Annotated in this window: 12 protein-coding genes; all 12 read left to right on the forward strand. The window is 30.1% G+C overall.

Annotated features, from left to right (window positions below):
* Positions 1-87: 87 nt before the first annotated feature.
* The 12 genes from E5347_RS04430 to E5347_RS04485 all read left to right on the forward strand — a co-directional run bounded on the left by E5347_RS04430 (position 88) and on the right by E5347_RS04485 (position 15,419).
* The gene (locus tag E5347_RS04430; RefSeq protein ID WP_136005030.1) at positions 88-1,626 is read left to right on the forward strand and encodes a GHKL domain-containing protein; all 1,539 of its coding nucleotides are present in this window, start codon (positions 88-90) and stop codon (positions 1,624-1,626) included.
* A gap of 2 nt (positions 1,627-1,628) precedes the next feature.
* Positions 1,629-2,327, forward strand: a complete 699-nt coding sequence (locus E5347_RS04435; RefSeq protein ID WP_136005031.1) for a response regulator — start codon at positions 1,629-1,631, stop codon at positions 2,325-2,327.
* A 105-nt stretch (positions 2,328-2,432) separates the two neighbouring features.
* On the forward strand, positions 2,433-3,854 hold the full coding sequence (locus E5347_RS04440; protein ID WP_243109717.1) for a flavocytochrome c: 1,422 nt from the start codon (positions 2,433-2,435) through the stop codon (positions 3,852-3,854).
* Between the two features lie 25 nt (positions 3,855-3,879).
* Positions 3,880-4,224, forward strand: coding sequence for an FMN-binding protein (locus E5347_RS04445; RefSeq protein WP_136005032.1), 345 nt, complete (start codon positions 3,880-3,882; stop codon positions 4,222-4,224).
* Between the two features lie 200 nt (positions 4,225-4,424).
* Positions 4,425-6,062 (forward strand): SulP family inorganic anion transporter, encoded by a 1,638-nt coding sequence (locus E5347_RS04450; protein WP_136005034.1) that lies wholly within the window; start codon positions 4,425-4,427, stop codon positions 6,060-6,062.
* Between the two features lie 235 nt (positions 6,063-6,297).
* Positions 6,298-6,876, forward strand: a complete 579-nt coding sequence (locus tag E5347_RS04455) for a carbohydrate-binding protein (protein WP_243109718.1) — start codon at positions 6,298-6,300, stop codon at positions 6,874-6,876.
* A 280-nt stretch (positions 6,877-7,156) separates the two neighbouring features.
* Entirely contained in the window at positions 7,157-7,414 is a 258-nt protein-coding gene (locus E5347_RS04460; RefSeq protein WP_136005035.1) for a hypothetical protein, read from the forward strand.
* Positions 7,415-7,645: 231 nt separating this feature from the next.
* Positions 7,646-8,893 (forward strand): DNA polymerase Y family protein, encoded by a 1,248-nt coding sequence (locus tag E5347_RS04465; RefSeq protein WP_136005037.1) that lies wholly within the window; start codon positions 7,646-7,648, stop codon positions 8,891-8,893.
* Between the two features lie 343 nt (positions 8,894-9,236).
* Positions 9,237-10,544, forward strand: coding sequence for an ABC transporter substrate-binding protein (locus E5347_RS04470; protein ID WP_136005038.1), 1,308 nt, complete (start codon positions 9,237-9,239; stop codon positions 10,542-10,544).
* Between the two features lie 73 nt (positions 10,545-10,617).
* Positions 10,618-11,514, forward strand: coding sequence for a carbohydrate ABC transporter permease (locus E5347_RS04475; RefSeq protein ID WP_136005040.1), 897 nt, complete (start codon positions 10,618-10,620; stop codon positions 11,512-11,514).
* A complete protein-coding gene (locus tag E5347_RS04480) occupies positions 11,507-12,352 on the forward strand; it encodes a carbohydrate ABC transporter permease (protein WP_136005041.1) in 846 nt (281 codons plus the stop codon). The genes E5347_RS04475 and E5347_RS04480 overlap by 8 nt, the downstream gene beginning before the upstream one ends.
* A 34-nt stretch (positions 12,353-12,386) precedes the next feature.
* On the forward strand, positions 12,387-15,419 hold the full coding sequence (locus E5347_RS04485) for a glycoside hydrolase family 2 TIM barrel-domain containing protein (protein ID WP_136005043.1): 3,033 nt from the start codon (positions 12,387-12,389) through the stop codon (positions 15,417-15,419).
* The last annotated feature ends 65 nt before the right edge of the window (positions 15,420-15,484 follow it).

Here is a 15,484-nt window from a genome sequence, read left to right on the forward strand (position 1 = left end):
TTTATTGGTTTCTTATTTGTTACATTTTATATATTAATGTATAATAATTGTGTTAAAAAAGAATGATAACGGTTTAGAGGTATAAATATGACTTTAGAAAAGAAAATCACAAGACTTACAATTGGTATTTTTATTACAATAATATTGATTATAAGCATTTTTTCTATAGCTATTATAAATAGTAAAGTATCTGAAGCAATAGGAAAAAGTCTTACGGATACAGCTTTTGTAGTAGCTGCTAATCCCATGATTCAAAAGGAATTAGCTGATAAAGGAGATCCTACACATTTAAAAGTACAAAACTTTGCTGAAAGAGTAAGGCTAAAAACAGGATTATTATTTATAACAGTAATGGATCAAGAAGGAATAAGATATTCTCATCCAATTCCTGAAAACCTTGGGAGAAGATTTTTAGGAGGAGATGAAAAACGTGTTTTAACTGAAGGTGAGACATATGTATCAGAAGGTGAAGGGCATTTGGGAAGATCTGTAAGAGCCTTTGTTCCAGTAAATAAGGATGGTGTACAAGTTGGTGCTGTAGCTGTAGGAATGCTAAAAAGGGATTTAAGAGGTGAGGTTAAGGAATATATAATAGGATTAATACCAGTATTTATAGGTGTCTTAATAGTTATAATTTTTTTAGCAAAGAAATTAGCTACTAATATAAAAGGAGATATTTATGGACTAGAGCCAGAAGAAATAGCTGTTCAACTAAGAGAGAAAGAATCTATTATTAATAATATAGAAGAAGGATTAATAGCAATTAATAGCTCAGGATATATTACGGTGATAAATGATAAAGCTCTTGAAATACTTAACATTAATTCAAATGATAAAATAGATGGTAAAATAACTAATTTATTATTTGAAGTTATGTATAGAAGGAGCAGGATATTTAATAAGGAAATAAGATTAGATAACAATATAATAATTATGGGGAATTTCTATAGTATAGTTGGTGAGTATGGTAAGGTAGCTGGAGCAATTGCTAGCTTTCAAGACTTTACAACAGTTCATAATATGGCTGAGGAATTAACAGGAGTAAAGGAATTAACTTGGAATTTAAGGGCTCAAAATCATGAGTTTATGAATAAATTACATACAATAGCAGGATTATTGCAATTAAATGAAACAGAGGAAGCTTTAGAGTATATATTTAATACTACAGAAAGTAGAGGTATAATTACTGATAATTTAAGTAAAATAAAGGAACTTTCAATACAGGGACTAATATTTTCTAAATATAATAGAGCTGATGAGATGAAAATTAAATTTGAGATTGATGAAAATTCAAATTTAAGATATCTTCCTGATCATATAAGAGTACAAGATTTATTAACTATTATAGGAAACTTTCTAGAAAATTCAATTGAAGAACTTAGGACAAGAGAAAATGGATATATATATATTGGAATATTCCAAGAAGAAAATATAAAAATAATAGTTAAAAATAATGGAAGAAAAATTGATGATATTACTAAAGAAAAAATGTTTAATAGAGGTTTTAGTACAAAAGGTGATTTCAGAGGACTTGGCTTATATAATGTAAAGAATATTATAGAATCATTAAATGGAAACTTAAAATTAACTTCAGATAAGATTACAACATGGGAGGTAGAAATATAACAATGAGTAATATTAAGGTCTTTATTGTTGAAGATGATCCGATGGTAAAGGAAATAAATACAAGGTTTTTAGAAAAACTTGAAGGATTTACAGTTGTAGGGGATGCAAGTAGCATAGAAGAAGCAAAAGATAAAATTATTAAAGCTAAGGCTGATTTAATTTTATTAGACATATTTTTGCCTGATGGAAAAGGTATAGATTTATTAAAGTGGATTAGAATTAAGGAAATCAATATAGATACTATTTTAATTACTGCAGATAAATGTAAGGCTTCAGTTGATGAGGCTTTTAAATATGGTGCTATTGATTACTTAATAAAGCCATTTAAATTCGAGAGATTTAAAGAAGCTCTATATAATTATAAAAGCAGATTTATCGAATTAAGAAAAGTAGATAATATGAATCAGGATTATATAGATCAATACATATTAAAGATTAATGCAAATCCTATAGAGGAAGAGGTACAAGAAAAAGAATTATGCAAGGGACTAAGTTTAAAAACATATAACAAAATAATAGACTATATGACTCAAAAATATGAAGAATATTTGACTGCAGAGGAGATAGCACAAGGAAGTGGCCTTGCTAGAGTAACTGCAAGAAGATATTTAGAAAAGATGTCTGAAGAAGGTAAAGTGGAAATAAATCAGGAGTATGGGAAGATTGGTAGACCAACAAATTATTATATACTTAAAAAATAAGACCAAAAAGACCAAAATAAACAATAAGACCACAATATTGATTGTTTGTTAATTAACAAATATACTAAGGCTGTAAATAACTTAAGATTAAGGGGAGATAGTTAAATGAAAAAGAAGGCTTTAGCATTAGTAATGTCAGCTTTAATTTTAGTTCCAACAGCTTTAGTTGGTTGTAGTGGAAAGAAAGAAACTGCTGATATAGTTGTAATAGGTGCAGGTGGTGCAGGATTATCTGCAGCTGTACAAGCTAAACAAGATGGAATAGAAAATGTTGTTGTTTTAGAAAAAATGCCAATGGTTGGTGGAAACACAAACAGAGCTACTGGTGGCTTAAATGCAGCTGAAACAGAGCAACAAAAAGCAAAAGGAATAGAAGACTCTATTCAAACTATGTATGATGATACTATGAAGGGTGGATATGATAAAAACAACCCAGAATTAGTAGAAAAGCTATCTAACGAAGCAAAGGATTCAGTTGCATGGTTAACTGATTTAGGAGCAGATTTATCAGATGTTGGTAGAATGGCAGGAGCTACAAATTATAGAACTCACAGACCAACAGGGGGAGCAGCTGTAGGAGCTCATTTAGTTGATACACTAAAGACAGCAGCTGAAAAAGAAGAAGTTGATTTAAGATTATGGAATGAAGCAAAGGAAATAGTTTTAGATAAAGATGGTAATGTTTCAGGGGTGAAAGTTACAGATAAAGAAGGAAAAGAATATACAATAAATACTAAAGCTGTAGTTATCGCAGCAGGTGGATTCTCAGCAAACCAAGAAATGGTAGTTAGCTACAAAGAAGATTTAAAAGGTTTTGCAACAACTAACCATAACGGAGCTACTGGAGATGGTATAGTTCTTGGAGAAAAAGCTGGTGCTGATTTAGTAGATATGAATGAAATTCAAACTCATCCAACAGTTGTTCCAGAGAAAGCTGTAATGGTTACAGAAGCTGTAAGAGGAAATGGTGCAATTCTTATTAATAAAGATGGTAAGAGATTTACAAATGAATTATTTACTAGAGATGTAGTTTCTAAGGCTATATTAGAGCAAAAAGATGGAGTAGCTTACCTTTTCTTTGATGAAGGATTAAGAAATAGCTTAAAAGCAACTGAAGAGTATTTCAATATGGGATTAGTTACAGAAGCTGATTCAGTAGAAGAACTAGCAGAAAAATTATCAATAGATAAAGATACTATGGTTGAAAGTATTAATAAGTATAACGAAGCTGTAGTAGCAAAAACGGATGTAGAATTTAATAGAGAAGACCTTCCAAGACAATTAAATGAAGGAAAAGTATATGCGATTCCTGTAACTCCAGCTGTACACCACACAATGGGTGGATTAAAAATTAATACAAATGCTGAAGTTTTAAATAAAGATGGTAATGTAATTCCAGGATTATTTGCAGCGGGAGAAGTAACTGGAGGAGTTCATGGTGGAAATAGATTAGGTGGAAATGCATTAGCTGATATAGTTACTTTTGGTAGAACTGCAGGAAAGAATGCAGCAACATTTATCAAATAAGATTTAATTGTAGGAGGAGTAAGAAATGAAGAAAATAACTGCGATATTAAGTACAATAGTATTATCTGCTACTGTTCTAGTTGGCTGTGGTGGTGGAAAATTCACTGATGGAACATATACTGGTGAAGGACAAGGGGCTTCTGGTACAATAAAAGTAGAAGTTAAAGTAGAAAAAGGAAAGATATCAGAAGTAAATTTAGTTGAACATAATGAAACTAAGACTTTAGTTGATGGAGTTAAGGATAATTTAGTTCCGGAAATAATTGAAAAACAAAGCACTGAAGGCATTGAAGCTATATCAGGAGCAACTAATTCATCAAATGGTGTAATAGAAGCTGTTAATAAAGCTTTAGAGTCAGCAGCTAAATAGAAGTTATCTCTCAAACTTTAAAAATATAAAATATATTAAAATTTGTTGATAAACCCCCTAGTATTTAATAGGGGGTTTTATGCATAAATTTTATAAATATTATTATTGAAAACTAAACATAATTTGCATTAATTTGTAACAGGAGTTAAAATATCTATGGGGAAATCCACGAAAGAATTATGAAAAGGGGAATGTATTAAATGCTAAAAAGCTATATCAATGACATAAAAAATGAATTCAAAGGCTATAATTTGTTAAATTTTAAACAAGATTTAATGGCAGGTATAACTGTTACAGCAGTAGCATTACCATTAGCATTAGCTTTCGGAGTTAGCTCTGGAGCAACTGCAGCAGCAGGATTAATAACAGCTATATTAGCAGGGTTAGTAATAGGAGCATTATCAGGAGGATCTTTTCAGATATCTGGGCCGACAGGTGCTATGAGTGCAATCTTAGTTGCATTATTTCAGAAGTACGGTCTAGAAGGTGTATGGATAGCGGGAGCCTTAGCAGGTATAATACTTATGCTAGCTGGAATATTTAAGCTTGGTAAAGTAGTTTCTTATATACCGACACCAGTAATTACAGGATTTACATCTGGTATTGCATTAATAATTGCTATAGGTCAATTAGATAATTTTTTTGGGGTATCAACTAAGTCGTCAGAATCAGCTGCGATTAAGGTATTGAATTTCTTTAGTGGTCCATTAAATCCAAACTGGTATGCTCTTTCAATTGGAGTTTTAGTTGTTGCTATAATGATTTTATGGCCTAAGAAGTTTAACAAAGTAATACCATCATCTTTAATAGGATTAATAGTTGCTTTGATAATAAATATGATTTTCAAATTACCTTTAGATGTAATTGGTGATATACCACAAAAGTTAATTCTAGATGATAGACTTAGCATAACTTCAATAAATCTTGATATTATAAAAAATGTATTAATACCAGCAATTAGTATAGCAGCATTAGCAATGATAGAAAGCTTACTATGTGGAGAAGTTGGAAAGAAAATGAAAGGGGATCCTTTTGATACTAATAAAGAGCTAATTGCACAAGGTATAGGTAACTTTATAATACCTTTCTTTGGAGGAGTGCCAGCAACTGCAGCTATTGCTAGAACTAGTGTTGCTATTAAATCTGGAGGTAAAACTAGATTAGTAAGTATTCTTCATTCAGTATTCTTAATGTTATCTATGTTTTTACTTGCACCTATAATGTCTAATATCCCATTATCAGCTCTTGCAGGTGTATTAATGGTTACAGCCTGGAGGATGAATGAATGGGAAAATATAAAATACATATTTTCTAAAAGATTTAAAGGGGCAATATCTAAGTTTTTAATAACAATGATTGCAACAATTGCCTTTGATTTAACTCAAGCTATACTAATTGGAGTTATTTTTTCAAGTCTTCTATTTATAGTCAAGATATCAAATATGGATATATCAATAAGTGAAGTAGATGAAAAGAGATTAGATAATATAAATATCAAGGGAGAGAATTTAAATAATATAAAAGTTGTATATTTTACAGGACCTTTATTCTTTGCAACAGCAGACAAGTTTAAAAGGGAAGTCCTTTCAATTAAAGATTCTAAAGTTATAATATTATCTATGAGGGGAGTTCCGTTGATTGATACTTCTGGACTTCAAGCATTGTCAGAAATAATTGAAGAAGCCGCAGGAAAGGAATGTAAGATAATGCTATGTGGACTTCAGCAACAAGTTAAAGATATAATTGATAAAGCAGAATTTGAAGATAAATTAGGAGATAATATGATCTATTGGAGTGCAGATGAAGCTATAAAAAGTGCAGAAAAGTTAATAGCATAATTAGGGGAATGAGTGAATATAAAAATATAGGTTATATAATTATTGAGCTGTATTAAATTTTAATACAGCTTTTTGATTTTCACCTTTCGTACCTCTTGAAGTAGCAGAATTATCTTATGTACAAGGTGGAAACACTGGTTATGCAACTAACTGGGGTGAATATCTTCCACTTATAGATGCAGTTAGAGATGAACTAGATTACCTGCAAGTTCAACATTATAACTGTGGTGGGAATATGGCTCTTGATGGAGTTACTTATAATCAAGGAACAGCTGATTTCCAAGTTGCTATGGTAGATATGCTATTACAAGGCTTCCAAACTAAAGCATCAAAAAATTCTTTCTTTGCTCCATTAAAGCAAGAACAAGTAGTTATTGGTGTTCCAGCTTCACAAAAGGGAACACTAAATCCTAACTCAGGATATATTCCACCAACAGAAATGCTTAAAGCTTCAAACTACTTAGTAAAAGGACAATCTTATGAAAATGGAAAATCTATAGCTACTGGATCATTAACTTCAGGAGCAACAATAGTTCAATCAATTAGAAAAGATTTTTCAAATAGAGACTATGGAACTTATACTTACTCAGTAGTACTTAAGGATGCATCTGGGGCGTCGGTTACATCAAATAGTACAATAGTAGAAGTTAAAGAAATTGAAGTATCTACAGTACAAGAATGGCAATCTGGTGTTAGCTATAAATTAGGATATAAAGTAACTTATGAAGGAAAAGCTTATGAATGCATTTATGTTAATACATCTAATATAGCTTGGACACCTAATGTTGTGCCTACATTATGGAAACTAATCTAATTAATATATAAAATGGTTTGGGATAGTAGTATGTAATTGCATTAGAAAAAGAAATAAGCATAATTAGTATTCGATCTATAAAGTATGAAATATTAAAAAAGAATATAGTACGGCATGAGTAAAAAATTCTATTATACTCATGCCTATTTTGTTTTTTATAATTCCTTAGTCATATTTTAATAATTAGAGGAGTATTTCTTATATTAATAGGCAAACTATATTTACAAAAGAACATATGTTTGCTATACTTAAAAAAAGAATTTCCATGGGAGGGATATCCTTGAAAGTTGTAGCTAAACCAATTAAAATGATAGCTTGGTTTAATGAAGATGGTTCCATTAATCCAATTAAATTTAAAATAGAAGAGGATGAGGCTAAGGTAATTAAAATAAATAAGATACTAAAGAGAGATAAGGAAAAACTAGCAGGGAACATTATGGAAAAGTTTGTTTGTAGTTCCTCTATAAATGGCATAGAAAGAATATTTGAAATTAAATATGATGCTAAGAGTTATAAATGGATACTATTTAAAATGTAAGTTTAGGTCTATAGTTTATAGCAAGTTTAATTTGGAATATATAAATTATATTTAGGATATTATTAGTAAGTCATAAAACTATAATTTTATAACTTGCTTTGATGCCATTTAATTACCTTCAATGTGTTATAAAACTACAATTTTATAGTAGATAAAATAAGACAATGACGTATTTGATTATGAACTTTAAAAATAAGTATTATAAAGTGAAATAATGGGAAGTGAATGAATTTGAGTGATAGGATTATTTTTCATATAGATGTAAATTCAGCCTACCTATCTTGGACTGCTATAAGAATGCTTCAACTTGGAGAAATAGAAGAAGATATTAGAGAAATTCCATCGATAGTTGGTGGAAGTACTGATGATAGGCATGGAATAGTACTTGCTAAATCTATTCCAGCTAAGAAATTTAATATTAAAACTGGAGAACCTATTGTAGATGCCTTAAAGAAATGTCCGAGTTTAAGGATTTTTAGACCTAATTATAGGCTTTATATGGACTGCAGTAATGCTATGTATAACTTGCTTTATGAGTATTCTCCTAAGATACAAAGATATTCTGTAGATGAAGTATTTATGGATATGAGTCATTTTAAAGAAAATTATATGGAAAAAGCTGAAGAAATAAAGCTTAGAATAAAAAAAGAACTAGGTTTTAATGTCAATATTGGTATAAGTACAAATAAGCTTTTAGCTAAAATGGCAAGTGACTTTGAGCCAAAGAATTCTATTCAAACATTATTTAAAGAAGAAATAGAAGATAAGATGTGGCCTTTACCTGTAGAAGATTTATTTATGGTAGGTAGGGCTACTAAAAGAAAGTTAGATAAACTTAATATAAATACAATAGGAGAACTTGCAAACTTTGACTTAAAACTCTTATGCAGTGTATTTAAAAGTCATGGAACTACCATATATAATTATGCAAATGGAAATGAAGACTCACAGGTTAGAAAATACAACTATATAGAAGTAAAGGGAATAGGAAATTCAACAACTATAGCTTGGGATGTAACTACTAGAGAAGAAGCTTTGAAAATTATATTATCATTAACAGAATCAGTTGCTAATAGATTAAGAAATAATAATAGCTTATGTAAGTTAGTTGCTATTTCTATAAAGGGCTTTAATTTCGAAAGATATACTCATCAAATATCCTTAGAAAACTATACTGACTTAACAGAAGAAATATTTAAAGAACTTACTATTGCTTTTGATGAAGTTTGGGGAGGAGATCCTATAAGGCAATTAGGAGTTAGAGTAAGTAAATTATGTAGTAATGAATTTTTTCAATGCTCCCTATTCGATAATAAAAGGGTAGAGAAACAAAGGGCATTAGATAAAGCTATAGATTCTATAAGAGATAGATATGGTAATAACTCAATAATTAGATCTACATTCCTTCATTCAGGTATAAAAGCAATTAATGGTGGTAATGGGGAAGATGATTATCCTATGATGGGAAGTTTATTATAAAAGTGCTTTCTTAAAATTATAACTTTAATTTTAAGATATAGCACTTTTTTTATAAGTTTTAGTGTGTAATTATTTTTGTTTTGGCAGTATTTTTTATATAAAGATAGTATTATAAGCTATTAATCATTTGAAATTATATGATAAGAAGACAAAAAAATTATAAACTCTATTTTATAAAAATAGTACAAGTTTATAAAAAAAGTGCTAATTACATAATTATATTTAGTGAAAAATACAAAAAAATTAATATAATTAACAAAATAAAGTGCTAAAGATGGCATGGATATATATGTTAAAATATTAATTGTAAAGCATTACAAAGTAAGTAAAGGGGAGAATGAAAATGAGATTTAAAAAGTTATTATCAATTTTAATGGCATCTACTTTAACTTTAGGATTAGCTGCTTGTGGGAATAAAGATAATGGAGCTTCTTCAGGTGATACAACTACAGGAGGCAATGACAAAATAACAATATGGGCTTGGGATGAGTCATTTAATATAGTAGCAGCAAATCAAGCTAAGGAGATATATTCAAAGGATAATCCAGATGTTGAAGTTGAGGTTGTAACAATGTCACAAGATGATATTGTAGCAAAACTTAATACAAGTCTTTCTTCAGGATCATATGAAGGTCTTCCTAATGTAGTTTTAATAGAAGATTATAAAATACAAGGATATCTTCAAGCATATCAAGATGAGTTTGCAGATTTATCATCTGTAGCAAAAGCAAGTGATTTTGCTGATTATAAAACAGGAGTAAATGTTGTAGACGGTAAATTATATGGTATTCCTTTTGATAGTGGAGTTGCAGCAACTTTCTATAGAGTTGATTTAATAGAGCAAGCTGGATACACAAAAGAGGACATGCAAGATTTAACTTGGGAAAAGTATATTGAAATAGGTAAAGCTGTTAAAGAAAAGACTGGAGTTGCAATGTGTACTTTAGATCCAAGTGATATAGGCCAAATTAGAATGATGTTACAAAGTTCAGGTGCATGGTATACAGGAAAAGATGGTGAGGTTACTATAGCTGATAATCAAGCTTTAAAAGATGCTATAAAAATATATAAAGATTTAACTGAAGCAGGAATTACAAAGCAAGTTGCTGAATGGGATCAATTCGTAGGTGCTTTCAATAACGGTGAGGTTGCTAGTGTTGTAACTGGATGTTGGATTGCTCCTTCAATTAAGAAAGCTGAAGATCAAAGTGGTAAATGGGCAATAGCTTCATTCCCAAGGATGGAAAGCAACTCAAGTTCTGTAAATGCATCTTCAATTGGTGGTGCTGGTTGGTATGTACTTAAAAATGTTGGAAATACAGAAGCAGCTGTAGACTTTGTTGGTAAAACTTTTGCTTCAAATACAGATTTAATGAATAAATTAGTAGAGTCAATAAACTTAGTAAGTACATTAAATGAAGCTGCAGGTGCTTCAAACTATAATAAAGGTGATGAATATTTTGGTGGACAAGAAGTCTTTAAGGATTTAGCAGAATGGACATCAGAAGTACCTTCAGTAAACTATGGATTACACACTTATGCAATTGAAGATATTATGACAGAAGCTTTGCAAGCAATTCTTCAAGGTGCTGATGTAGATGAGACATTAAAAAGTTTCCAAGGACAAATTGAGGCCGCTGTAGCACAATAATAAGCTGTTTTAACTAAGAAACCATTTACTAAGGTCTAGAGTAGTAAATGGTTCTTTATATAAGGAGGAATATATGAAGAGTAATGGAAAAAGTACTAAATTAAATTATAAATTAAATAGAACAGCGTGGCTATTTGTTATACCGAGTATATTTTTAATAGTTACATTTGTATTTTATCCTATGGTGCAAGCCTTTATAACTTCATTACAAGGTGGAATGGGGAATAATTTAAGTTTCGTAGGATTAGATAATTATAAGAGATTATTAACTGATTCAACATTTAGAAAAGCTTTATTCAATACGGTATTATACTTAATTATTCAAGTTCCTATAATGATTATACTTGCACTTGCAATATCTGCAGTGTTAAATGATAAAAGATTAAAGGCTAGAGGATTTTTTAGGACAGCAATTTTCTTACCTTGTGTTACATCATTAGTAGCTTATTCAATAGTATTTAAAAGTTTATTTGCGACAGATGGTTTTATAAATGCATTTTTAATGAATATAAACTTAATTTCTGAACCAATTTCTTGGATAACACATCCTGTTTGGGCAAAAGTATTAATTATAATTGCAATAACTTGGAGATGGACAGGGTATAATATGGTGTTCTATTTAGCTGGTATGCAATCTATAGATGATTCTATATACGAAGCAGCTGATATAGATGGAGCTAGTGCTTTTGTAAAGTTTAAAACTATTACTCTTCCACTTTTAAAACCAATAATATTATTTACAACTATAAATTCTACTATAGGAACATTACAGTTATTTGATGAAGTTACAAATATAACAGGGGGAGGGCCTGCTAACGCAACTGTTACTATATCTCAATATATCTATAACTTATTGTTTAAATACTCACCTAATTTTGGATATGCAGCAGCTGTTTCTTACGTAATACTTTTCCTTATAGTAATATTATCGTTTATTCAATTAAAGGCAGGAGGAGATAATAATGAATAATAAAATGAAAATGGTAAGTGCTTTTAAATATATAATATTAAGTGTAATATCATTTATATCAATATTCCCGTTTATTTGGATGATTATAGCAATTACTAATAAATCAGTAGATATCACTAATGGAACATTGATACCTGGAGGATATTTTTTTGAAAATTTGAAAAAACTTTTAGCTTCTGATTTGAAGTATGCTACAGCATTTAAGAATTCATTAGTTATATCTGTTGCCACTACAACTTTTGCTATGATTGTTTCATCAGCTGCTGGATATGCATTTGAAGTTTATAAGACAAAAACTAGAGATAGAATATTTAATTTTATTCTTTTATCAATGATGATTCCTTTTGCAGCATTAATAGTACCTTTATTTAGAATGTTTAGTAAGTTTAGTACGGTAGGTGCTTTGAAAGGTATATCATTAAACACTCATGGAGCAGTAATTGTGATTTCAGTAGCAACAGCATTTTTAATATTTTTCTTTAGGCAAAATACTAAAACCTTTCCAAAGGATTTAATTGAAGCTGCTCGTATTGATGGATTAGGTGAGGTTAGTATATTCTTTAGAATATTTATGCCAACAATGAAGTCTACTTACGCCGCAGCTATAATAGTAACCTTTATGTCAAGTTGGAACAGTTATATGTGGCCGTTAATATCCTTACAGTCAACTGATAAGAGAACATTACCTTTAGTAATTTCAGCCTTAGGTTCATCATATACTCCAGATTACGGTATGATTATGATGGCAGTTGTAATTGCAACATTACCAACAGCATTAATATTCTTCTTAATGCAAAAGCACTTTGTAGCAGGGATGACTGGATCAGTAAAAGGTTAAAGTGGAGAGATTATTAAAAAAGGAGGGAATAGAAATGATAAAGACAGCAAGTATAGAATGGTTAGATAACCCAGAAGTATTTAAAGTAAATAGAATAGATGCACATTCAGATCATTTATATTATGAAAATAAAGAGGATATTAAATTAGGATATGATATGCCTTTAAGACAATCTTTAAATGGAAAATGGAGATTTTCATATGCAGTAAATCAAGATACTAGAATTAAAGATTTTTATAAAGAAGATTATGACTGTAGTAGTTTTGATTATATAGAGGTACCTGGACATATTCAGTTACAGGGATATGATAAATGTCAGTATATAAATACAATGTATCCTTGGGATGGTCACGACGAACTTAGACCACCTCACATATCAAAGAATTATAATCCTGTAGGAAGCTATGTTAAGTACTTTGCGATAAAAGAAGAACTAAAAAATAAGAAGACATTTATTTCTTTCCAAGGAGTAGAAACTGCTTTTTATGTATGGTTAAATGGAGAGTTTGTAGGATACAGTGAAGATTCATTTACACCATCAGAGTTTGATATTACTGAGTATCTAAAGGAGGAAGAAAATAAGCTAGCTGTAGAAGTATATAAAAGAAGTAGTGCTAGCTGGTTAGAGGACCAAGATTTTTGGAGATTCTCAGGTATATTTAGAGATGTCTATCTTTATTCAGTACCAGAGTGTCACGTTGATAATATGTTTGCAAAGGCTGTATTAGATGATTCTTATACTAAAGGAATCTTAAACTTAGATTTAAATATTAAATTTAATAAAGAGTGCTTTGTAAATATATATTTAGAAGATAAAGAGGAAAACTCAATATGCTCTTTAGATAAAGTAAAGGCAGAAGAGAGTTTAAGTAAAGAGATTATTTTAGATAAAGTAAATCCATGGAGCGCAGAATTACCTTATTTATATAATTTATATATTGAATTAGTTGATTCCAATAATAATTTACTAGAAATAGTTAAGCAGAAGGTTGGATTTAAAAGATTTGAACTGAAAAATAATATAATGCACTTAAATGGTAAGAGAATAGTATTTAAAGGTGTAAATAGACATGAATTTAATTGTCAAAAAGGACGTGTTATAACAAAGGAAGACATGTTATGGGATATTAAATTCATGAAACAAAATAACATTAACGCAGTAAGAACATCACACTATCCTAATAATTCAATGTGGTATGATTTATGTGATGAGTACGGTATATATTTAATAGATGAGGCTAATCTAGAAAGTCATGGTTCATGGCAGAAGATGGGAGATTGTGAACCTTCATGGAATGTACCAGGTTCTATACCAGAATGGAAAGAGGCTGTTTTAGATAGAGCTGAATCGATGTTTGAAAGAGATAAAAACCATACATCAATATTAATCTGGTCTTGTGGTAATGAATCTTATGCAGAGACAAATATTTTGGAGATGACCAAGTATTTCCATAAGAAAGATGATAGTCGTTTAGTTCATTATGAAGGAGTGTTCTGGAATAGGGACTTTGATGAGATAAGTGATATGGAAAGTAGGATGTATGCAAAGCCATCAGATATAGAGGAATATTTAAATAATAATCCTAAAAAGCCATATATTAGCTGTGAGTATATGCATGCTATGGGTAACTCTTGTGGGGGATTAAATTTATATACTGAATTAGAAGATAAGTATGATATGTATCAAGGTGGATTTATATGGGATTATATAGATCAGGCAATAGAAATTACTGATGAAAATGGAGTAAAGAAATTAGTTTATGGTGGAGACTTTGATGATAGAGCAACTGACTATTGTTTCTGCACAGATGGAATAATTTATGCAGATAGAACTATATCACCTAAAGTTCAAGAGGTAAAGCATTTATTTTCAAATGTAAAATTAACACCAGACAATAAAGGATTTAATATAAGGAATACTAACTTATTTACTGGAACTTCTGAATATGAGTTTGTATTCTATATAAAGCATGAAGGTAATAGAATTTTTGAAAAAACAATCTTAGAAAGTGTTGAAGCAGGGGATGAAAAGTTTGTAACAGTAGAATGCCCAGAACTTGAAAAAAATGGAGAATTTACTTATAATGTATCTATGAAATTAAGAGAAGATACTTTATGGGCAGAAAGAGGGCATGAAGTAGCATTTGGACAAACTATAATTAATAAGTTAGAAGAATTAGATAGTAAGAATTGTGAAGATAAATTTGAAGTAGTACATGGTGATGTTAATATTGGAGTTAAGGGGAAAGACTTTAGTGTAATGTTTTCTAAGCAAGAGGCAGGACTAATATCGCTTCGTTACCATGATAAAGAGTATATTACAAGAGCACCTAGGACATCTTTCTTTAGGGCAACTACAGATAATGATAGGGGTAATGGACATAACTTTAGATGTGCACAATGGCAAATTGCTGGATTACATCAAAGAGCAGTTGATTTTAAGTTAGATGAGAAAAAAGATAAAGTAACATTGGAGTATACTTTTGTAATGCCAACAACAGTTCAAACAACAAATAAAGTTATATATACTGTTAAATCTGATGGTTCAATAAATATAAGATTAAAATATACTGGTGTTGAAGGTATGGCTGAAATTCCTTTATATGGTATGGAATTTAAGCTAAAGAAGGAGCTAAATATATTTAAGTATTATGGATTAGGCCCAGAGGAAAATTATATAGATCGTAATGAAGGTGCTAGACTTGATGTATTTGATAGTACAGCAAGTGATAATATGTCAAAATATCTAATTCCTCAAGAGTGTGGAAATAGAACAGGAGTTAGATGGGCTGAGGTAACTGATAGTAATGGGGAAGGTTTATGTTTTAGTTATAATGATAAACCATTTGAATTAAGTGTATTACCATATAGTGCATATGAAATTGAAAATGCAATGCATATTGATGAATTACCTAATGTTAATTATACATGGGTACGTATAATAGCAAAACAGATGGGCATAGGTGGAGATGATAGCTGGGGAGCTCCAGTTCATGATCAATATTTAATACCATCTAATAAAGATATTGATTTAAGTTTTACTATAACTAAGACCAAAAGTATCTGATTTGGCTTATGGGAGTTACACCGACAAATATATGTGGCAGTGAGTTTCATTAAAAAAGCATAGAT

Origin of the sequence: Clostridium sartagoforme (assembly GCF_004794105.1) — a bacterium.
GTDB lineage: Bacteria > Bacillota > Clostridia > Clostridiales > Clostridiaceae > Clostridium > Clostridium sartagoforme_B.

Bases quoted from the DNA above. Each gene is read 5' to 3' on its own strand.
- E5347_RS04445 (WP_136005032.1), top strand. From the start codon at position 3,880: ATGAAGAAAATAACTGCGATATTAAGTACAATAGTATTATCTGCTACT.
- E5347_RS04480 (WP_136005041.1), top strand. From the start codon at position 11,507: ATGAATAATAAAATGAAAATGGTAAGTGCTTTTAAATATATAATATTA.
- E5347_RS04430 (WP_136005030.1), top strand. From the start codon at position 88: ATGACTTTAGAAAAGAAAATCACAAGACTTACAATTGGTATTTTTATT.
- E5347_RS04470 (WP_136005038.1), top strand. From the start codon at position 9,237: ATGAGATTTAAAAAGTTATTATCAATTTTAATGGCATCTACTTTAACT.
- E5347_RS04455 (WP_243109718.1), top strand. From the start codon at position 6,298: ATGGCTCTTGATGGAGTTACTTATAATCAAGGAACAGCTGATTTCCAA.
- E5347_RS04435 (WP_136005031.1), top strand. From the start codon at position 1,629: ATGAGTAATATTAAGGTCTTTATTGTTGAAGATGATCCGATGGTAAAG.
- E5347_RS04450 (WP_136005034.1), top strand. From the start codon at position 4,425: ATGCTAAAAAGCTATATCAATGACATAAAAAATGAATTCAAAGGCTAT.
- E5347_RS04440 (WP_243109717.1), top strand. From the start codon at position 2,433: ATGAAAAAGAAGGCTTTAGCATTAGTAATGTCAGCTTTAATTTTAGTT.
- E5347_RS04485 (WP_136005043.1), top strand. From the start codon at position 12,387: ATGATAAAGACAGCAAGTATAGAATGGTTAGATAACCCAGAAGTATTT.
- E5347_RS04475 (WP_136005040.1), top strand. From the start codon at position 10,618: ATGAAGAGTAATGGAAAAAGTACTAAATTAAATTATAAATTAAATAGA.